Origin of the sequence: Streptomyces sp. Tu 3180 (genome assembly GCF_009852415.1) — a bacterium.
GTDB lineage: Bacteria > Actinomycetota > Actinomycetes > Streptomycetales > Streptomycetaceae > Streptomyces.
Genome location: NZ_WOXS01000002.1, coordinates 811,874 through 830,665 on the forward strand (window position 1 = coordinate 811,874; position 18,792 = coordinate 830,665).

The following is an 18,792-nucleotide window of genomic DNA, read 5'->3' on the forward strand; positions in this document are numbered from 1 at the left end:
CGGCCGGTCGGCGGCTCAGCCGCCCAGTGCCGCGAGGACCACGCCCCTGGCCTCCTCCTGCACCCGGCGGAGGTGGTCGGGGCCCTGGAACGACTCGGCGTAGATCTTGTAGACGTCCTCGGTGCCCGACGGGCGGGCGGCGAACCAGGCGCTGTCCGTGGTCACCTTGATGCCCCCGATGGGCGCGCCGTTGCCGGGGGCCTCGGTGAGCACCGCGGTGACCGCTTCCCCGGCGAGGGTGTCCGCGGTGACCTGGGCGGGAGAGAGCTTCGCGAGGCGGGCCTTCTCCTCACGGGTCGCCGGGGCGTCGATCCGCTCGTAGGCGGGCTCGCCGAAGCGGGCGGTGAGCGCGGCGTAGTGCTCGGAGGGGGTCTTCCCGGTGACCGCCGTGATCTCGGAGGCCAGCAGCGCGAGGATGATGCCGTCCTTGTCGGTGGTCCACACCGAGCCGTCCCTGCGCAGGAAGGACGCGCCGGCCGACTCCTCGCCGCCGAAGCCGAGGGAGCCGCCCGCGAGTCCGTCCACGAACCACTTGAAACCGACCGGCACCTCGACCAGTTCGCGCTTCAGGTCGGCGGCGACCCGGTCGATCATCGCGGAGGACACCAGCGTCTTGCCGACCCCCGCCCCGGACGGCCACCGCTCGCGGTGCGCGTACAGGTAGCCGATGGCGGTGGCGAGGTAGTGGTTGGGGTTCATCAGGCCGGCGTCCGGGGTGACGATGCCGTGCCGGTCGGCGTCGGCGTCGTTGCCGGTGGCGATGTCGAAGCGGTCGCGCCGCTCGATGAGGGACGCCATGGCGTGGGGCGAGGAGCAGTCCATGCGGATCCTGCCGTCCCAGTCCAGCGTCATGAACCGCCAGGTGGGGTCGGTGAGCGGGTTGACCACCGTGAGGTCGATGCCGTGCTGCTCGGCGATCCGGCCCCAGTAGGCGACGGACGCCCCGCCCAGCGGGTCGGCGCCGATGCGGACCCCGGCCGCGCGGATCGCGTCCAGGTCCAGCACGCTCGGCAGGTCGGCGACGTAGGTGCCCAGGAAGTCGTGACGGCCGGTGCCGGGGGCGGCGAGGGCGCGGGCGTAGGGGATGCGGCGGACGTCCTTCAGGCCGCCCCGGATGATGGCGTTGGCCCGGTCCTGGATCCAGCCGGTCGCCTCCGAGCCCGCGGGGCCGCCGCTCGGCGGGTTGTACTTGAAGCCGCCGTCGGCGGGCGGGTTGTGGGAGGGGGTGACGACGACGCCGTCCGCGAGGCCCGTGGTGCGGCCCCGGTTGTGGGTGAGGATGGCGTGCGAGACCGCCGGGGTCGGGGTGTAGCCGTCGGCGCTGTCGATGAGCACCGTGACCCCGTTGGCCGCGAACACCTCCAGGGCGGTGACCCGCGCGGGCTCGGACAGCGCGTGGGTGTCGGCCCCCAGGAAGAGCGGACCGTCGGTGCCCTGCTCGGCGCGGTACTCGCAGATGGCCTGGCTGGTCGCGGCGATGTGGTCGTCGTTGAACGCGGCCGCCAGGGACGAGCCGCGGTGTCCCGACGTCCCGAACGCGACGCGCTGGCCCGGGTCCTCGGGGTCGGGGTGCAGTGCGTAGTACGCCGTGACCAGCCGAGCGACGTCGACGAGATCCTCGGGGCCGGCCGGGCCACCCGCTCGCTCGTGCTGCATGTGCCCACTCCTTGGCATGGGTTGCTTCTTCGCTTGCGGACACATCTTTCCGCTTCGGGGCCGTACCGCGCGAGCGGGGCCGGCCGGGCGCCGTCGCCTCCCGGTCAGATCCGTCCGCCGGTCATCCGGGTGAGGGGACCGTGGGTGTGGCGTTCCGCGCGGCGGCCCACCGCGTAGGAGGCCGCGGTCAGCGCCGTCAGGCCCGCGGCGGTGCCGGCCGCGACGAGCTTGCGGTCGGCGATGACCGTCCAGGCGGTCCTGGCGGTGGCGGCGACCTGCCCCGAGGCGGCGACGACCGCGCGGCGGCCCGCCTCGACGCCCTTGGCCGCGCTCTGCACGGCGGTCCCCGCCGCCCCGGCCGCGCGCCCGGCGCCCGACCTGGCCGCTGACGTGACGTCAGCCGCCTTGTCCCGGGCGTCCCCGGCCGCCCGGCCGGCCGGCGCGGTCGCCTTGTCCGTGGCCTGCCGCGCCTTGGTGGCGGCGGCCCGGGGAGCGGTGGTCTTCTGGTTCGCGTTCTTGTTCTGTTCGGTCATGGACACCGCCTTGCCGCTGACCGCCGCGGCAAACACGGGCCCGTCCCGGCGGTCGCCCTACCCGGCCGGGGCCGGGACGCGCTCCAGGACACCGCCCGCGAACACGTCGTACAGCGGGAGCGTCTCCAGGTGGACGTAGCCGATGTGGCAGTCGCAGGTGGCGAGCGGGCAGGGGCGCGGGCGCAGCGCCGCGCGGTAGGTGCCGTCGTAGAGGTTGCCGAGCTCGGTGCGCACGAAGTGGCAGCGGCGGACCGTGCCCTCCCCGTCGACCGAGATCACGGACTCCCCCGTGCGGCAGGGCGCACCCGCGCTGGCGTGGGGCCGGCGGCTGTAGGGGAAGAGCGGGTCCAGCGCGGTCCACACGTCGGCCTCGGCGTCGTCGTAGGCGTGGCCCTCGGCGGCGTTGACCCACAGGTACACCTGGTCCGGCAGGTCGGCGCGCAGCCGCCGGGCCGCTTCGAGGTGCTCGGGCAGGCCGACGACGCCGACGCTGAACCGGACGCCCAGGCGGACCAGTTCGCGGCACTTGGCCAGGAAGCGGTCGTACGGGGTCTGACCCGGGTGGTACGTGCACCACAGCGCGAGGGTGGTGAGGTCGGCGCCGGCGAGCCAGTCGGTGCGGCAGCTGAGGTTCGTCTGGATGGCGACGCGGCGGATGTGGGGCTGGTGGGACAGGTGCGTCAGGGTGTTCCGGTACCAGGAGCGGACCAGGCCCTCGCCCCAGGGGGTGAAGAGGAGGGAGAGCCGGTCGCCGGTCTGCCCGGTGGCCCAGTCGGCGAACCGCTCCAGGCAGGCGCGGTCCGCGCGCAGCTGCTCACGGCTGTCGCGGCGCTTGGCGAAGGGACAGTACGGGCAGTCGTAGTCGCACGAGGCCAGCGGGCCCCGGTAGAGGAGGGTCAGGTCCATCGGGGCGGGTCTCACTTCCGCTCGTAGGCGGCCATGGCGGCCCGCACGGCCGGGGAGAACAGCTCCGGGCCGACGGCGTCGGAGTGCGCCAGGCCCTCCGGGGTCAGCCGCAGGCGCGCGGCGCGCGGGCCGTCGTCCTCCAGCCAGCCGCGGCCGGCGAACCGGGACAGCTCGGCCGGGAAGTCGTCCGCCGGCGTGCGGCCGCCGAAGCGGGCGCGGTAGTCGGCGACGTCCAGTCCCTCGGCCTGGAGGAGGGACTGGAGGAGGTGCCGGCGGCGGGCCTCGTCGGTGTCGATGCGGCGGCCGTACTCGGCGCGGGCGAAGTCGGCGGCCGGGCGGGAGACGTAGTCGTCGACGATCCCGCGGATCTCGTGCATGCCGACGGCGTAGTCGAAGGAGTAGTGCAGTGCGGCGGTGTACGAGCGGGCGCCGCAGCCGAGGCCGATCATGCCGTCGGTCTGGCAGGCGTAGTCGTCCGCGCCCTGCGGCGGGGCGTCCGCGCGGCGGAACATCCGCATGGACTGCTGCCGGTAGCCGTGCGCGAGGAGGTGGTCGCGGCCCAGCCGGTACAGCCGCAGCCGCTGGTCGTCCCAGGCCGGGTCCGTCTCGCCGGCGCGGCGGCCGAGGCCGGTGAGGGGGCGTACGTACAGGGGGTAGAGGTACAGCTCCTCGGGCCGCCAGGCGAGGGCCGCGTCCAGGGAGCGCAGCCAGCTCCGTTCCGTCTGGCCGTCGATGCCGTAGATCAGGTCGATGTTGAGGACGGGGATCCGGGCGTCGCGGACGCGGCCGAGGGCCGCCTCGACGTCGGCGCGGCGCTGGGGCCGTACGGCGGCGCGGGCCTCGCCGTCGTCGAAGCTCTGCACGCCGAGGCTGAGGCGGGTGGTGCCGCGCGCGGCCAGGACCTCCAGCCGGTCGGCGGTGGCGGTGGCGGGCGAGGCCTCCACCGACAGCGGGACCGCGCGCAGGTCGGCGCCCATCCGGTGCTCGGCGATGGTGCACAGCCGCTCCAGTTCGGCGGCGGTGAGGAAGGTGGGGGTGCCGCCGCCGAAGGCCGCCGTGGCGAACCGCACCGGCTCCCGCTCCCCCAGTGCTTCGCGCACGGCGGCCGCCTGCCGGTCCAGGGCGTCCAGGTAGGCACCGGTCAGGCCGTCCGGGGCACCGATGCGGGTGAACAGGTTGCAGAAGCCGCAGCGGATCTCGCAGAACGGGACGTGCAGGTAGAGGGAGAGGGCGTCCTTGGGCTCGGCGGCCCAGAGGGTGCTCAGGCGGGGCCGGTCGGGGAGCGCGCGGTAGGCGGTCTTGTGCGGGTAGGCGTAGACGTAGCTCTGGTACGGGCTCGCCGCGCCGTCGGCGCCGGACCGGGGGCGGGTGGCGGTGGTCATCGGGCCGCTCCGGCGGGGGTGCGGTCGAGGAAGAAGTGGGCGTAGGGCACGGTCCACACGGACGCGTGGCCGATGCGGTGACCGGTGTAGCCGTCGTCCCCGTAGGCGGTGCCGTGGTCGGAGCAGACGATGGCGAAACAGCGGCGCCGGCTGCTCGCGGCGGCGAACAGCCGGCCGATGTGCCGGTCGACGTACTCCAGGGCGGCGGCGTGCGTCTCCCGGGTGTCGCCGTCCTCGCGGGTCGCGCCGGGCCGGTGGAACCAGTTGGGCTGGTGCAGGGCGGCGACGTTGACGAAGAGGAACAGGCGCTGTTCGTGGGGCAGTTCGCGTACGACGTGTTCCGCACGGGCCACCTGCGCCTCGAACGAGGTGGGCGAGGCGACGCCGAACTCCGGTTCCCAGTGGGATTCCTGGAAGAGCCCGGGCAGGACCGAGCCGAGCGGGCCCTGCTTGTTGAAGAAGCCGACCCCGCCGACGCACACCGTGCGGTAGCCCTCCTTCGCGAGGCCGGAGACCAGGTCCGGGGTGTCGTGGACGAAGGTCCCCCCGGCCGTGGTCTCGCTGCCGGCGAAGCGGGCGGCGAACAGGCGCGGATGCGGGCCGGGCGTGACGGGGGTCGGCAGGAAGCCGGCGAAGATCGCCTGGTGCGAGGCGTAGGTGAAGCTGCCCGGGGCGTGCCGCTTCTCCCAGCGCCCGCCGGGCAGGTGGCGGGCCAGGTTCGGGATGCGGCCGGCGGCGGCGAGTTCGGCGGCGACGTCGTGACGCAGCGTGTCGAGGGTGACGAGCAGGATGTCGTGGCTGCCGACGATCTCGTTCATGTCCGGGGTGACGGACTCGTCCCCGTCCCGACGGCCCGGTGCGGGTGCGCCGGGGACGGGCTGCGTCGAGGCGGGCGGTTCAGGCGCTGACATGGGTGCTCCCCGTTCTGTGCAAGTGGTGCGGGTGGGACGAGTCGGCGGCGCGGCGCAGGACCGCCGCGACCTGGGCCGCGTAGGTGTCGAGGCCCTCCGCCCCGCTGCCCGGCAGTCCCGTGAGGCGGGGCAGCAGGTCACCGAAGGCGTTGACCTCGCCGACCGCGAACCGCCGCCAGCCGACGGCCGGGAGCAGGTCGACACCCACGCACAGGGTGCGCGGGAAGCAGGCCGCCGCGCGCTCGCACACGGCGAGGACGTCCGCCCAGTGGGCACCGGCCGCCTCGACGGCGTCGCGCGCCGCGTCGAGGTCGCCGCGGCTGCCGCCGAGGTGGAGGTTGGTCAGCGGTGAGCCGCTGGTGCGCACGACGGCGTGGGTGGCGCGGCCGGCCACCACCACGACCCGCAGATCGGCGGCGCGCCCCCGCTGGGAGGCCTTGGGGAGCCAGCGTTCGAGGTGGAGGCCGTCCGGGGCGAGCGTGTCCACGATGGCGGCGATGTCCCGCTCCCGCTCGTAGCGGCGCACCGCGAGGGAGTTGAACAGCCGTCCGTCCGCGGTGAGTTCGACGGAGGTGGTGGCCCGGATGCGGCCGCTGCCCGACGCCTCCACGGCGAGCACGCCGGAGGCCGAGGAGCCGTGCGCGAGCTTGACGAAGAGCCTCGGCATGCGGTGGTCGCGCATGACGGTGCGCACGTCGTCCCAGCCGGTCACCCGTGCGGCGCCGGGCCCGGAGGTGGGTGAGTACGGCACGGGGACGTCCACCGCGGCCAGGGCCGCGTGGCAGCGCCGCTTGTCGAACAGGACGGCCAGTTCGTCCGCGTCGTCGAGGCGGACCCCGCCCCGCAGGCCGCGCAGCGCCCGTGTGAACCGCGCGTACCAGAGCGCCGAGCCCTCGACCCTGGTGGGGTCCTGGACGCCGCGCAGCAACCGGTCGACCCCGGGATGCTCACCGGGCGAGTCGAGCCGGACGACCTCGTCGGCGGCGAACCCGGCTCCGCCCGAGCGCAGGACCTCCTCCCAGGCCACGACGCGCGGCGCGGGCAGCCCGGCCGCGCGGACGGCGTCGGCGAAGAGCGTCACCCTGCGGTTGTCCGGGTTGCCGACGACGGCGAAGCGCGGTGCCGGGGCGGCCGGCGCCGGGTCACTCGCCGACCGCGACATAGCGCGCCTCCGGCCGGTGCGTGCGACGGCGGGCGGGGGTGAGGTCCAGGTCCGGGACGTGCGGTCCCAGTGCCCCGCGCACGCGGCGGACCATCTCCTCGCTCATGAAGTGGTGCCCGAGGCCGAGCGCCCGCAGATGGGTCAGCGGCTGCCCCGAGAGCAGCGCGGCTCCCCCGTCGTCGCCGAGGGCGCCCATGGACAGGTCGAGGGAGTCCAGGCCCGCGACGACGGGCGCGGCGGCCACGGCGGCGGCGATCCCGTCCTGGATGTCGCTGTTGCGCAGGCCGAGGTGGAGCAGCCCGGGGCTGCGGTCCAGCGCGGCCAGGAGGGCCCGGACGTCGTCGACGGTGCAGTCGCCGCCGTACCAGGCGGTGCCCAGCCACAGCTCCAGGTGGCGCAGGGCGGGCAGGTCGCAGGCGGCCAGGGCGCGCACCGGCTCGGGGGGCAGGCCGCCGGACTCGACGCGCAGCACGCGCAGCGCCTCGTGCCGCAGGGGCTCGACCACCAGGCCCTCGGCGCCGCGCACGCCGAGCTCGCGCAGTCCCGGCCAGGCGCGCAGCACGCGGCTGACGTCGCCCTGCCTGATCCAGGAGATCTCCGTCTCCTCCGACACGACGTCCGCGAGGAACACCGCCCGCAGCCCCGGGAACCGGTGTGCCTCGGCCGTGAGCAGGTCGAGGACGGGACCGATCCCGTGCTCGTCCCACTCCTGCCACCAGGCGCCGACGACCAGGGCCACGACCTCGTCGGTGCGGACCCGGTCCAGGAACGAGCCCCACCGCTCCTCGAACGGGATCTCCCATTCGGCCGACAGCCGCCAGGCGACCGAGGCGGGAGCGGGGAGCCGCGGGCCGGCGCCGTCGAAGAGGTGCACGGGCAGGCCGTGGAAGTGCGTCAGGTGGGAAGGGTAGTGGCCCACGCGGTGCTCACTCCCCCACGGCGACGTAGCGGTGGACGGTGCCGTCGTCGTCCTCGTCCCAGTCGGCGTCGTCCTGGTCGAGGTCCACCTCGACGCCCGCGGGTTCCAGCGTCTCGCGGATGCGCCGCCGGAGTTCCTCGCCGATGTAGTGGTGGTGCAGGTCCAGCTTCCTGAGGTGGGTCAGCGGCTGGCCGCCGAGGAGGGCGGCGGCGCCGTCGTCGCTCAGGGTGCCCATGGACAGGTCGAGCACGTCGAGCCGGGCGACCACCGCGGCCGACGCCACGGCGGCGGCGACCTCGTCCTGGATCTCGCTGTTGCGCAGGGCCAGGTGCCGCAGCCGGGGCAGCCGGGTCCCGGACAGGATCGGCTCCAGGTCGGCGACCTCGCTGTCGGCGCCGTACCAGGAGGTGCCGAGCCACAGGTCGAGGTGTTCCAGGGCGGGCAGTTCGCTGGCCCCGACGCCGCGGACGACCTCCGCCGGGAGGCCGCCGGCCTCCACGACCAGCTTGCGCAGCCCGTCGTGGCGCAGGGCGGGGAACCGGAGCCCCTGGCCGCCGCGCACGCCGAACTCCTCCAGTCCGGGGAAGCCGGCCAGCAGCGGTGCGACGTCGCCCTGGGTGATCCAGGAGATCTCGCACTCCTCGAACACGATGTCCCCGAGGAACACCGCGCGCAGGGCGGGCAGCCGGTCGCGCGCGGCCACCAGCGCCTCGACGACGTCGGAGGGGGCGGAGTCGTACGCGTCCTCCCAGACGCCGACGATCAGGGCGCGGACCCGCGTGGTGTCGACCGCGGAGCAGAAGCGGGCGAAGACCTCCGTCCACGAGTTCTCGGCGTCGTACGTCACGGCGGCGATCCGCCAGGCCACGGCGTCGGGTTCGGGCAGCTCGACCGCCTCGCCGGACCCGGGGAAGGTGAAGGCGGGGAGGCCGTGGAACTCCTCGAGGTGGTCACCGATGGTCATGCGGGCTGCTCCTGTCGTGCGGCGGGAGGGACGGTGCGCGTGCGGAGCCGTCACGGAGCACGGAGGTGCGGGCCGTTCGGCGGGGCGTGCAGCAGTTCTACCAACAGCGACCGACAACGCCCGTCGGCGGGTGGCGGTGACGGTCCGTTGTCAGTGGCGGCTCGTACCGTCTGCGCATGGACTCCGGAGCGCCGTGCGCCGGAGCGGAGGGGAGAGCCATGTACCGGCAGGGAGACGTGCTGATCGTGCCCGTCGCGGACGAGGCGGTGCCGTCCCACGTCCCGGACGCGCCCAAGGAGCCGCGCGACGCCCGGGGGCGGCTCGTGCTGGCCCTGGGGGAGGTCACCGGGCACGCCCACGCGGTGCTCGGCCGGGGCGAACTCGTGCGCGAGCCGGGCCCCTTCGGGCCGTTCCTGCTGCACCTGCCCGAGGGCGGCCGGGTGGTCCACGAGGAGCACGCCTCGATCGCGCTGCCCGAGGGGTGGTACCGCGTGATCCGGCAGCGGGAGTACGTCCCCGGTTCGGTGCGGCTGGTGGCCGACTGACGGGCCCGGCGGCCGGACGAGGGACGAACCGAACACAGGACAGGGGACGTTGACGATGACGCTCACGCAGGAGAGCGGTGCGGTGGCCGGGACCGGCGGCTTCGGGGACGGGACGGGGGCGGACCGGACGGGACGCTGGCGCGCGTGGGCCGCGGCCGCCGTGCCCGCCGACCGTGCCGCGGCGCAGGAGGGCGTGCGGGCGGCGTACCGCAGCGCCGGGCTGGCCGAGCCGGAGCGCGTGGTCTGGGCCGGGTCGCCGCGCGAGGCCGTGACGCTGATACGGCAGGGCACGGACTTCGGGGCGAGCGTGCGCGAGGCGGTGCGCACGGCGCCGTGGGCGGCCGAACGCCGCCGGCTGCACGAGGAGTTGGGCGCGGCGGGCTGGTCCCGGCACTGGGCGCGGACCGGCGGGGCCCTGTGGGACACCACGCAGGCGCTGGTGGACCGGATCCGCACCGGGGTGCTCGACGACCTCGCCGCGGACGGCCGGGCCGCCCGCACCGGGACACGGCTGATCCTGCTGGACGCGCTGCTGGGGCAGCACGACGCGCCGTGGCTGGCCGCCCTGCACACCGACGGCTCCCCGCTGGACGGACTGGCCCAGGTGTGCCGCAGCGCCGGCTGGTGGTGGCCGTTCGAGAAGGTGGCGGTGGTGTGCGAACGCCCCGTCGCGCTGCACCGGGACGAGGCCGGCCGGCTCGACCGCGGCGACGGCCCGGCCCTGGAGTTCCCCGACGGCTTCGCCCTGTGCGCCTGGCGCGGCATGCCGGTGCCGCGCGCCTTCCTGGAGGAGCTGCGCACCCTCACGCCGGAGCGGATCCGGGCCGAGGAGAACGCCGAGCTGCGGCGGGTGATGCTCGAGCACTACGGCTACGACCGCTACCTGGCCGACTCCGGAGCCCGGCCGGTGCACCGGGACGGCACGGGCACGCTCTGGCGCATCGAACTGGACGGCGACGAGCCGGTCGTCATGGTCGAGGTCCTCAACTCCACGCCCGAACCGGACGGCACCCGGCGCACGTACTGGCTCCGCGTGCCGCCGGACACGCGGACGGCGCGGGCGGGGGTGGCGTGGACGTTCGGTCTGGGACCGGAGGTGTACGAGCCGCTGGAGGAGACGTGAGCCCGGCCGCGCACCCGCAGGGCTGAGTCCGCCCGCAGGGGGTAACCGGAGTACGTCAAGGACGCAGGACGCAAGTGGACACCACGGAAAGGGGCCGCGCCATGCCGAGCATGATGGAGCGCATCAAGCAGTTCGCGAGGAGCCCTCAGGGACGGCGGACGGCCGAGCAGGTACGGCGGGCCGCGGCCGACCCGCGGCGCCGGGCCCAGGCCCAGCGTCTGCTGGGCAGGTTCCGCGGTGGCCACCGCTGACCCTCTCCGCTCCCCTCTCCGCGCGGTCCGGCACGCACATGCCCGGGCCGCGCGGCCGCGACCGGGAAGGACCACCATGAACGAATCGTCGGTCCGGGCCGTGGGCTGGGCACGCTCACTGCCCATGGACCGCGGGGTGAAGGCGGCCCGGGACTGGGCGCGCGAGCACCTCGACGCGCTGGGCTGGACCACCACCGCCCCCGAGACGGCGGACGCCGTGCTGCTGACCGTCTCGGAGCTCGTCACCAACGCGCACACCCACGCCCGCAGCGCCGCACAGTTGATCATGTCGTGGGACAACAGCTGCCTGCACATATCGGTGCACGACACCTCCACCACCCTGCCGACGCCCCGGGGGCCGAGCACCGAACGCGTCGGCGGACGCGGCATGTTCCTGGTCGACGCCCTGGCCGACGACTGGGAGGCCCGCCCGTGCCCCCACGGCAAGACCGTCACCGCCTGCTTCCGGGGGCCCGGGGAGGAGGGCACGCCGCACTGACCGTCCCCCGTGCACGGGGGACGGCCGCCCCGCCCTACGATCGGTCGGTCCGCCCCTCGCAAGGAGCCCAGCACGGTGACCGCCGTTCTCCCCCAGCCCCGCACCGCCCCGGGGCTGCCGCACCCGCGGCGCCTGACCCGCGTCGAGAACGGCGAGCGGCTGCACTCGCTGCTCTGGACCGCGGGGCCCGGCAGGCGGATGATCAGCAGCGCGGTGCTGGGCGGAGGCATCGGCGAGCGCGCCTGGGTCCTCAACGCCCAGGTCACCCACGGCTACCGGCGCACCGACCCCGACCGGCACCTCGCCGGCCTCGCCGCCGCCGCGGGTGCGCGGGGCCCCGGGGTGGGGCTGATGACGGCGGCGGACGTCTCGGCGTACGCGCACGCGCGAGACGCGGGCGTGGACGCCTTCGTCACGGCGGGCGTCGAGGTGCGCGGCTGGGCCGCACGGCCCGACGAGGGCACGAGCGGATCCCAGGCGCCGGGCACGATCAACATCGTCGTCGCCCTGCCCGTGGCACTCACCGACGCCGCGCTGGTCAACGCGGTGGCCACCGCCACGGAGGCGAAGGTGCAGGCCCTGGTGGAGGCCGGTCACGACTGCTCCGGCACTCCCACCGACGCGGTGTGCGTCACCGCTCGCGCTCCCGGCCCGGGCGAGGAGGAGCACGCCTTCGCGGGGCCCCGTTCCCTGTGGGGGGCACGGCTGGCGCGCGCCGTCCACCGCGCCGTGCGCGAGGCCGCGGCCGCGCCCTGATCCCGGCCGTCCGTGGCGCACGTCACGCCGCGTGCGGCGGGAGCCCGGCGTGGTGCGCGGGTTCCGGGGTACACAGCCGGCCTGCGGTGCGCGTCGCCGGCCGGGGCGGGTTGCTTCACGGGCACGGATGGGGGACGGTTGCCGCTGGACACTTTTTCCGGCCAGAGAGGTGGTGGGGTGCGCACGGCGCGTGCCTCCGCTTGTGATTCCTTCCCCCGGTTCCTCCACCGACCCCCGCTGCGCGGACGTCAGTGCCGCTCCCTCGTGGAGCGACGCCCCGTACCCGGTCCTGGTCCTCGACGCGAACGGCGCCGTCGTGGACCGGAACCGGGCCGCCCGGCTGCTGCTGCCGGGCCCTTCCGGCGAGAGCCCCGCGCGGGACGCGCTGCCGTCCTGGCTGTCGGACGCACACCGGTGCCACACCGACGGGACCTGCGCCGCGTCGGCGGATCCGCCGAGCGGGAGGATCGGTGACCGTTTCTACGAGGCCCGTCCCACCCCGGCCGCCGACGGGAGCGTGGCGTGGTGGCTGGTCGACGGCACCGGCCGCCACCTGGCGGAGGCCTCCCTGCACCGCGCCCGGGAGCGGGCGGACACCCTCGCCGTGCTCTTCAGCACCCTGCTGTCGTCGCTGAACGTGCCGCGCTGCGCCGAGGTGGCCGCGCAGATGGCCGCGGAGCATCTCGCCGACGCCGCCGTGCTCGTCACCCCGCCCGTCGGCCGCCGTTACGCCGTGACCCATGCCCGGCGCGGGGAGCCCGTGGTCCAGGAGACCCGCCAGATCGATCCGCACGGCGTCCCGGGGCTGGCCGAGGCCCTGCGCGGGTTCCCGCCGGTGCCGGCCCGCTGGATCAACCCCGACGACATCCCCGACTGGGTGATCCCGGCGGGCTTCTCCGGGCCGGTCGGCTCCGTCATCGTCACGCCGCTCCCCGGCCACGGGGTGCCCGCCGGCGCGCTGATCCTGCTCCGGTCCGGCACCGAGCAGGCGTTCACCCCCGACGAGGAGGCGTTCGCCCGGCTCTTCGCCGCACGCGCGGGCACCGCGCTGTCGGCCGCGCGTCTGTACAGCGAACAGACCGCGATCACCGCCACGCTCATGCGGGAACTGCTGCCGCCCACCCTGACCAGCGTGCACGGAGTGGAGTACGCGGGCCGCTACCGCACCGCCATGGACCACGAACGCGTCGGCGGGGACTTCTACGACGTCCACCCCGGCGCCGACGCCTCCCGGGAGACCTTCGTCGTGCTGGGCGACGTGGCCGGCAAGGGCCTGGAGGCGGCGGTGCTGACCGGGAAGATCCGCAACACGCTGCACGCGCTGCTGCCGCTGGCGTCCGACCACCAGCAGGTCCTGCGCCTGCTCAACGGGGCCCTGCTCACCTCGCACCACACCCGGTTCGCCACCCTGGTGCTGGTCTCCGTGAAGCGCGACGGCAGCCATGTGCGTCTGAGGCTGACCAGCGCCGGGCACATGCCGCCGCTCGTCGTCCGCGCGGACGGCGGGGTCGAGGAGGTGGACACGCACGGCACCCTCGTCGGTGCGCTGCCCACCGTGACGGTGCGCACGGCCGAGACGGTGCTCGCCCCCGGGGAGACGTGCCTGCTGTACACCGACGGCATCACCGAGGCCCGCGGCGGACCGCTGGGCGACGAGCTGTTCGGTGAACGCCGCCTGCGCCAGGCGCTGGTGGAGTGCGCGGGGATGCCGGGCGAGGCGATCGTCGAGCGGGTGCAGATGCTGGCCGCGCAGTGGCTGGGTTCCGGCCGTCACGACGACATGGCCGTCCTCGCCATCGGCGCGCCCAGGACCGGCCCGTCGGCCGGTGCCGGCGAACACGCGGTCGACGGCGGACAGCCGGGGAGGAACACATGAGCGGGACCCGCACGCCGGCCGCCGCCCTGCGCGACAGGCTCTGGCAGGCGGTGCTCGAGGGCAGCGAGCACGACGCCGTCGACGTCGTCCGCGCCGGTCTCGGGGCCGGATGGGGCGAGGAGGACCTGCTGCTCGACGTCGTCGCGGCGGTGCAGGAGCGGATCGGTGCCGAGTGGGCCGCCGACCGGATCACCGTCGCCCAGGAGCACGCCGCCACGGCGATCAACGAGCGGGTGATCACCGCACTCGTCCACCGCCCGGGGGCGGGCAGGCCCTCCCCCGCCCACCGCGGGCGGGTGACGGTCGCCTGCGTCGACGGCGAATGGCACGCGTTCCCGGCCCGCCTCGTCGCCGAGGTCCTGCGGCTGCGGGGCTGGTGGGTCGACTACCTGGGCGCCCAGACCCCCACGCCGCACCTGGTCGCCCACCAGCACCAGACCAACTCCGACGCCGTCCTGCTCTCCGGATCGATCCCCACCCACCTGCCGACGGCGCACGCGGCCATCACCGCCTGCCAGGCCGTCGGCGTACCCGTCCTGGCCGGGGGCAGGGCCTTCGGCGAGGACGGCCGGTTCGCCCGGGCCCTCGGCGCCGACGCGTGGGCCGCGGACGCCCGCGGCGCGGCCGCCGTGCTGGAGGCCGGTCTGCCGAGGCCGACGGCGATCCGGCAGGTGGTCGACGACCTGCCGCACCTGGTCGACCAGGAGTACACCATGGTGGTCCAGTCGCGCAGCCGGCTGGTCAAGCAGGTGCTGACGGAGCTGGAGAGCCGTTTCCCCGCCATGCGCGGCTACAGCGACGCGCAACGGGAGCGGACCGCGGAGGACCTCGTCCACATCGTCGACTTCCTGGCCACCGCCCTGTACGTGGACGACGCGGAGGTGTTCACCGGCTTCCTGGGCTGGACGGCCGGGGTCCTGTCGGCACGGGGTGTTCCGGCGCGCTCCCTGGTGGCCGGACTGGACCTCCTGACCGGGCAGCTGCACGACTTCCCCCGCGGCCTGCGCATGGTCCGCGAGGGCGCGGCGCGGCTCGACGGACGGCCCTCCCCCACCGCCCCGGGCGCTCCCGTATGAGCAGGCCCCCCGATGCCCGCCTCCGCCCGGCCCCGCGGACCGGCACGCTGACGGTGCCCGTGGCCGGAGAACTCGACGACGTCAGCGGCGCGGAGCTGATCGACACCGTGGTCGCCCGTCTGACCGGGGAGGCGCCGCCGCGCGAGGTGCGGCTGGACTTCCGCGATCTGGTGCGCATCGACCCGCTGGGCCTGTCGGCGCTGCTGATGATCCACCGTCACACCAGCGCCGCCCGCGTCGCCCTGCGCCTGGACAACCGGCCCGTGGTCCTCGACCGCATCCTCCACCAGACCAACGTGCTGGAGCATCTCACCGCCGCGTTCACGGCGGACGGGGCGCGGGAGGACCCGGGCGACACGGCCGGGCCCCCGGCCCCCTGACCTCCGGTCACCGGCGTCCCGTCGGGTGACCCCTCGTCAGTCCAGCCGTCTCTCCCCCCACCTGGCCAGACCCCGCAGCACGGCGCCGCGCCCCCGGTCGGGCACGGTCCACAGCGTCTGCCCGCGCACCCCCCAGCGCTCCAGCAGGGCGTTGGCGGCCAGGAACCCGGTCGTCGCCGCGCGTTCCATCAGCGCCACGGGCAGGTCGGTGCGCACCAGGTCACCGGCCACCACCAGTCCGGGGTCCGGCGTGCGCACGGTCGGCCGGCCGGCGTGGCCCCCGACGGGGAACAGGGGGCAGTCGGCCTGCCACTCGTGGCGGGCGTCGACGATCCCGGCCCCGCGCGTCTCCGGGTAGACGCGGTGCAGCTGGTCGACCAGCCGCTTCTGCTCGGTCTCCCGGGAGGCCCCGGGGGGCAGCGCGTACGCGTGGAGCTCGACCACGGAGCCCCCGGTGCGGGCGGCCCAGCGGGCCGCTTCGTCCTCGTAGCGGTCCAGCACGCTGATGTTGTCGAGGCTGTCGTACCCGCCGGTGCCCAGGAAGCCGGGCCGGTCCGGGGCGACGGGCCGGTCCAGCCACAGGCGGGTGACGAGGAACGGCGGGGCGTTGCGCAGGCGTGCGACGCGTTCCCGCCACGGGCCGTCGCCCAGCCGGCCGGAACGGGCGACCAGGGACCGCAGTCCCGCGACGTCCAGGGCGAGCACGACGGTGTCGTGGCGCCGTGCCCCGTCGGCGGTGGCGACCTCGTAGCCGCCGCCGGCGAGGGGGTCGACCGTCTCGACGGCCGTGGAGGTGCGGACCTCGGCACCGTGCCGGAGCAGGTATCCGGCGAGCGGTTCCCACAGGGCCGCGGGAAAGGGCGCGTCGGGCACGTCGAACAGCAGGCCCTCGGCGGAGCCGAGGAAGTAGATGTGGAACATCAGCACCATCTCGGCCGCCGAGAGCTGCCGCGGGTCGGCGAAGAAGCTGCGGGAGAACACCTCGAACGCCAGGTGGCGGGCGGCGGGCGGAAAGCGGACGGCGTCGAGGAAGTCGTGGGCGCTGATGCCGTCGAGGCGTTCGTACACCTCGGGCACCCGGACGTCGAACAGCGGGAGTGCCGCGGCCGGGTTCATGCGGCGCAGGTCGCGCAGGCCGAAGGAGGGGCTGAGCGCCACGAAGCCGAGCGCGCTCCAGGGCGGGGTGCGCGGGACGTGGCGGAAGCCGTCCCGCAGTCCGTCGCTGTGGCGCAGCGGGTAGTCCGGCAGGCCGGTGAGCCGTTCCAGACCGGGGTCGGTGCGGCGCAACAGGCCGCGCAGGTTGTAGTACTGGCGGAAGAACGCGTGGAAGCCGCGGCTCATGGTGACCGGGGTGCCGTCGTTCAGGTCGACCGGCCATCCGCCGACCCGCCCGCCCAGGAAGGGCCGGCGCTCGTAGAGCGTCACGGCCGCTCCGCGCTCGGCCAGCGCGGTCGCGGCGGCCAGTCCGGCGATGCCGCCGCCGATGACGGCGGTCGTCGGACGAGCGCCCTCGATCCGGCGCGCCCCGGGGGGCGGCGTCAGCACGCGGGCGCGGCGGTCCCGGCCGCGGCGGGCGGCGTCCGGACGACGGGAGGGGGTCATCGCTCGTTCTCCGGTTCCGTGCGGGGCCGCAGGCCGACGAAGGTGTGGGTGATGCCCGTCTGCCAGCCCGGCAGGGGCAGACAGCGGACGCGGTCGAAACCGGCCGCGCGCAGCCGGTCCGCGAAACGGCCGGCGGTGTCGAACTCCACGACGCTGCGCCACAGGTGGCGGTAGAGCGCGCCGTCCCCCAGCGCGGTGGCCGCCGGCTGGACGATGCCGCGGCACACCAGGGTCCACACCGCGCGGTCCACGCGGCGCCCGCCGAGGGTGTACTCGTGCACGCCGAGCCGTCCGCCGGGGGCGAGCAGCGCGCGCACCCCGGTGAGCACGGCGTCGGGATCGGAGACGTTGCGGAACAGGTAGGCGGCGAACACCGCGTCGAACGGGCCCTTCACGCCCGCCTCCGCCAGCCCTTCCGCGGGCGCCCGGGTGAACGTCACGCCGTCCGGCCAGGGTTTGGCGGCGGCCCGCTCCAGCATGCCGGCGGAGGCGTCCACGGCGGTGATCCGCGCCCCCGGCAGCACGGCGGCGAGCGCGGCGGTCGACGCGCCGGTGCCGCAGCCGAGGTCCAGTACGCGCAGGCCGTGGCCGCCGCGGGGCAGGCCGAGCCGGCGCACCGAGCGGCGCAGCTGGGCGTGGTAGCCGGGGTTGGCGGCCACCAGGGCGTCGTAACCGCGGGCGGCGTGGTCGAACGCGGCGGCGAGGTCCTCGTCGCGCAGCAGGGTCATGCGGTCTCCTGGGGCGGAAGGGGGCGGGTGCGGGCGGCGGCCGAGTCAGGGGCCGTCCTCGAACGGGCGGCGGGGCAGGAGGGGCAGTTCCAGCGCCGAGCGGAGCATCGGGCCGGCGGGGGCGTGCAGGCCGACGGCGAGGTCCTCGTGGAGCCGGGTGCGGCCGTCGAGGAAGAGCAGGAGGTGCCGCATGGACACGCGGGAGAAGAGGCGGGAGAAGAGCGCGGGGCCGTCGGTCCGGCCGCTGTCCAGGGCGCGCAGCAGTACGGCGTCCATGGCCCGGGAGCGGGCCGAGTGCGCGGGCGGCGGCACCGGGCGGCGGCCCCGGCGGAGGGCGGCGGCGACGGCGCTCGTCTGCCGCTGGATCCCGGCGAAGGTGTAGCCGGTCGAGGGGCGGGTGGCGCCGCCCGCGGCACCGATGCGGAAGACCGACTCGCCCACCTGCCGGGGCATCGGGGCGTCGGTCATCGGGATGACGCCCGTCTCGGTGGACAGGACCTCGAGTTCACCGAGACGGAGCACCTCCTCGGCGTACCGCCGCACCGCCGCCTCGTACTCCTCCGCCGAGAGGGGGCGCGGGGAGAACTCCGTGTACTCCACCAGCGCCTCGCGGCGGCTCACGGGCAGGAGGTAGCCGAACGACAGGCCCCTCGCGGGCTGGGGGGTGCGGAAGTCCATCAGTTCCGCGGTGAGCGGGTCGAGGACCGGGCGGGCGGTGCGCACGAACCAGCCGTGGAAGTGCTGCAGGAGCGTGGTGCGGGCGGCGGGCAGGCTGCCCGGGGGCCGCGAGTCGAAGACCCAGCGGGCGCGCAGGACGTCCGGCCGGCCGTCGGCGTCCCGCAGGTGGACGTGGGCTCCCCCGTGGACGTCCTCCACGGTCTCGACGGTCGCCTCCAGGCGCCGTACGGCCGTGCTCGCGGCCAGGTCGTGCGCGACCAGGTGCTCGAAGTCGTCGGACCGGATCATCTTGTAGCGCAGCGGGGCGATGTCCCCCTCGACCGGCGTGCCCGAGGGGGGACGCACCCTCAGGTGCCGCCAGGCCGCCGTGAGCGCGGCGTCGAAGCGGCCCCCGCCGGGCTCCCAGAAGCACCACGTCCGGCGCGGCGGGCGCAGCGGGCCGGGCGGGGCGTCCACCAGGACGACCGACGGCGCGCGTCTCCCCGGCGCGGTTCGCGACAGGCGATGGGCCAGGGACAGTCCGGCGGCTCCCGCCCCGACGATGGCCACCTCCGCCTCCGGCACGACGGCGTCCTCCTTCCGCTCCTCGGTGCGCACGCGCGCCCGTTCCTCGGTGCGCACGCACCCGGTCCTCGGTGCACCCGCACCCGGTCAGCATTCCTGCCTGTGTGCCCGATCGGATGCGGGTCACTCGGATGTGTGACGGACTGGTTCCGGTGAGGTGGTGGGGTCGCGCGGGGAAGGCATGTGCCGGCAGCCGACCCGGTTTTCCGGCCCGTCCCGCATCCGCGCGCGGGGCGCGAACGGAAGGACGGGGGTGACCGAGCGATCTGTGACCAGGACGA

19 protein-coding genes are annotated in these 18,792 nt (G+C 75.5%); 8 read left to right on the forward strand and 11 right to left on the reverse strand.

Features of this window, described 5'->3' with window-relative positions:
- Positions 1 to 15: 15 nt before the first annotated feature.
- From pgm to GL259_RS04565, 8 genes are all read right to left on the reverse strand, one after another.
- Positions 16 to 1,656, reverse strand: coding sequence for a phosphoglucomutase (alpha-D-glucose-1,6-bisphosphate-dependent) (gene pgm / locus GL259_RS04530; protein ID WP_159529368.1), 1,641 nt, complete (start codon positions 1,654 to 1,656; stop codon positions 16 to 18).
- 104 nt (positions 1,657 to 1,760) lie between these two features.
- Complete coding sequence (locus GL259_RS04535; protein WP_159529370.1) at positions 1,761 to 2,189, reverse strand: hypothetical protein; 429 nt, start codon at positions 2,187 to 2,189, stop codon at positions 1,761 to 1,763.
- A 57-nt stretch (positions 2,190 to 2,246) separates the two neighbouring features.
- Positions 2,247 to 3,095 carry an STM4011 family radical SAM protein gene (locus GL259_RS04540; protein ID WP_159529372.1) on the reverse strand — a complete coding sequence of 283 codons (849 nt, stop codon included), beginning with the start codon at positions 3,093 to 3,095 and terminating at the stop codon, positions 2,247 to 2,249.
- An 11-nt stretch (positions 3,096 to 3,106) separates the two neighbouring features.
- Positions 3,107 to 4,477, reverse strand: coding sequence for an STM4012 family radical SAM protein (locus tag GL259_RS04545; RefSeq protein WP_159529374.1), 1,371 nt, complete (start codon positions 4,475 to 4,477; stop codon positions 3,107 to 3,109).
- Positions 4,474 to 5,295 (reverse strand): STM4013/SEN3800 family hydrolase, encoded by an 822-nt coding sequence (locus GL259_RS04550; protein WP_159538388.1) that lies wholly within the window; start codon positions 5,293 to 5,295, stop codon positions 4,474 to 4,476. Before GL259_RS04550 ends, GL259_RS04545 begins: the two co-directional genes overlap by 4 nt.
- 79 nt (positions 5,296 to 5,374) lie before the next feature.
- On the reverse strand, positions 5,375 to 6,550 hold the full coding sequence (locus tag GL259_RS04555; RefSeq protein ID WP_159529376.1) for an STM4014 family protein: 1,176 nt from the start codon (positions 6,548 to 6,550) through the stop codon (positions 5,375 to 5,377).
- Positions 6,531 to 7,469, reverse strand: coding sequence for an STM4015 family protein (locus GL259_RS04560; RefSeq protein WP_159529378.1), 939 nt, complete (start codon positions 7,467 to 7,469; stop codon positions 6,531 to 6,533). The genes GL259_RS04555 and GL259_RS04560 overlap by 20 nt, the downstream gene beginning before the upstream one ends.
- 7 nt (positions 7,470 to 7,476) lie before the next feature.
- On the reverse strand, positions 7,477 to 8,433 hold the full coding sequence (locus GL259_RS04565; RefSeq protein WP_159529380.1) for an STM4015 family protein: 957 nt from the start codon (positions 8,431 to 8,433) through the stop codon (positions 7,477 to 7,479).
- Positions 8,434 to 8,651: 218 nt separating this feature from the next.
- Between GL259_RS04565 and GL259_RS04570 the strand changes: the two genes are divergently transcribed.
- From GL259_RS04570 to GL259_RS04605, 8 genes are all read left to right on the forward strand, one after another.
- On the forward strand, positions 8,652 to 8,978 hold the full coding sequence (locus GL259_RS04570) for a hypothetical protein (RefSeq protein ID WP_159529382.1): 327 nt from the start codon (positions 8,652 to 8,654) through the stop codon (positions 8,976 to 8,978).
- Positions 8,979 to 9,033: 55 nt separating this feature from the next.
- Positions 9,034 to 10,101: a DUF6745 domain-containing protein gene (locus tag GL259_RS04575; protein WP_159529384.1), complete on the forward strand. Its 1,068-nt coding sequence runs from the start codon at positions 9,034 to 9,036 to the stop codon at positions 10,099 to 10,101.
- A gap of 74 nt (positions 10,102 to 10,175) precedes the next feature.
- Positions 10,176 to 10,352 carry a hypothetical protein gene (locus tag GL259_RS04580; protein WP_159529386.1) on the forward strand — a complete coding sequence of 59 codons (177 nt, stop codon included), beginning with the start codon at positions 10,176 to 10,178 and terminating at the stop codon, positions 10,350 to 10,352.
- 76 nt (positions 10,353 to 10,428) lie between these two features.
- Positions 10,429 to 10,851, forward strand: a complete 423-nt coding sequence (locus GL259_RS04585) for an ATP-binding protein (RefSeq protein ID WP_159529388.1) — start codon at positions 10,429 to 10,431, stop codon at positions 10,849 to 10,851.
- 75 nt (positions 10,852 to 10,926) lie between these two features.
- A complete protein-coding gene (locus tag GL259_RS04590; RefSeq protein WP_159529390.1) occupies positions 10,927 to 11,607 on the forward strand; it encodes an adenosylcobinamide amidohydrolase in 681 nt (226 codons plus the stop codon).
- Between the two features lie 202 nt (positions 11,608 to 11,809).
- Positions 11,810 to 13,483: a GAF domain-containing SpoIIE family protein phosphatase gene (locus tag GL259_RS04595; RefSeq protein WP_243762249.1), complete on the forward strand. Its 1,674-nt coding sequence runs from the start codon at positions 11,810 to 11,812 to the stop codon at positions 13,481 to 13,483.
- The gene (locus tag GL259_RS04600) at positions 13,480 to 14,559 is read left to right on the forward strand and encodes a cobalamin-dependent protein (protein WP_159529394.1); all 1,080 of its coding nucleotides are present in this window, start codon (positions 13,480 to 13,482) and stop codon (positions 14,557 to 14,559) included. The genes GL259_RS04595 and GL259_RS04600 overlap by 4 nt, the downstream gene beginning before the upstream one ends.
- A 59-nt stretch (positions 14,560 to 14,618) precedes the next feature.
- Positions 14,619 to 14,939 carry an STAS domain-containing protein gene (locus tag GL259_RS04605; RefSeq protein WP_208026433.1) on the forward strand — a complete coding sequence of 107 codons (321 nt, stop codon included), beginning with the start codon at positions 14,619 to 14,621 and terminating at the stop codon, positions 14,937 to 14,939.
- A gap of 36 nt (positions 14,940 to 14,975) precedes the next feature.
- Here GL259_RS04605 and GL259_RS04610 read toward each other — a convergent pair whose 3' ends face one another.
- The 3 genes from GL259_RS04610 to GL259_RS04620 are packed head-to-tail and all read right to left on the reverse strand — an operon-like array spanning position 14,976 to position 18,511.
- On the reverse strand, positions 14,976 to 16,541 hold the full coding sequence (locus tag GL259_RS04610; protein WP_159529397.1) for an FAD-dependent oxidoreductase: 1,566 nt from the start codon (positions 16,539 to 16,541) through the stop codon (positions 14,976 to 14,978).
- A complete protein-coding gene (locus tag GL259_RS04615) occupies positions 16,538 to 17,269 on the reverse strand; it encodes a methyltransferase domain-containing protein (RefSeq protein WP_159529399.1) in 732 nt (243 codons plus the stop codon). The genes GL259_RS04610 and GL259_RS04615 overlap by 4 nt, the downstream gene beginning before the upstream one ends.
- A gap of 45 nt (positions 17,270 to 17,314) precedes the next feature.
- Entirely contained in the window at positions 17,315 to 18,511 is a 1,197-nt protein-coding gene (locus GL259_RS04620) for a lycopene cyclase family protein (protein ID WP_159538390.1), read from the reverse strand.
- Between the last annotated feature and the right edge of the window lie 281 nt (positions 18,512 to 18,792).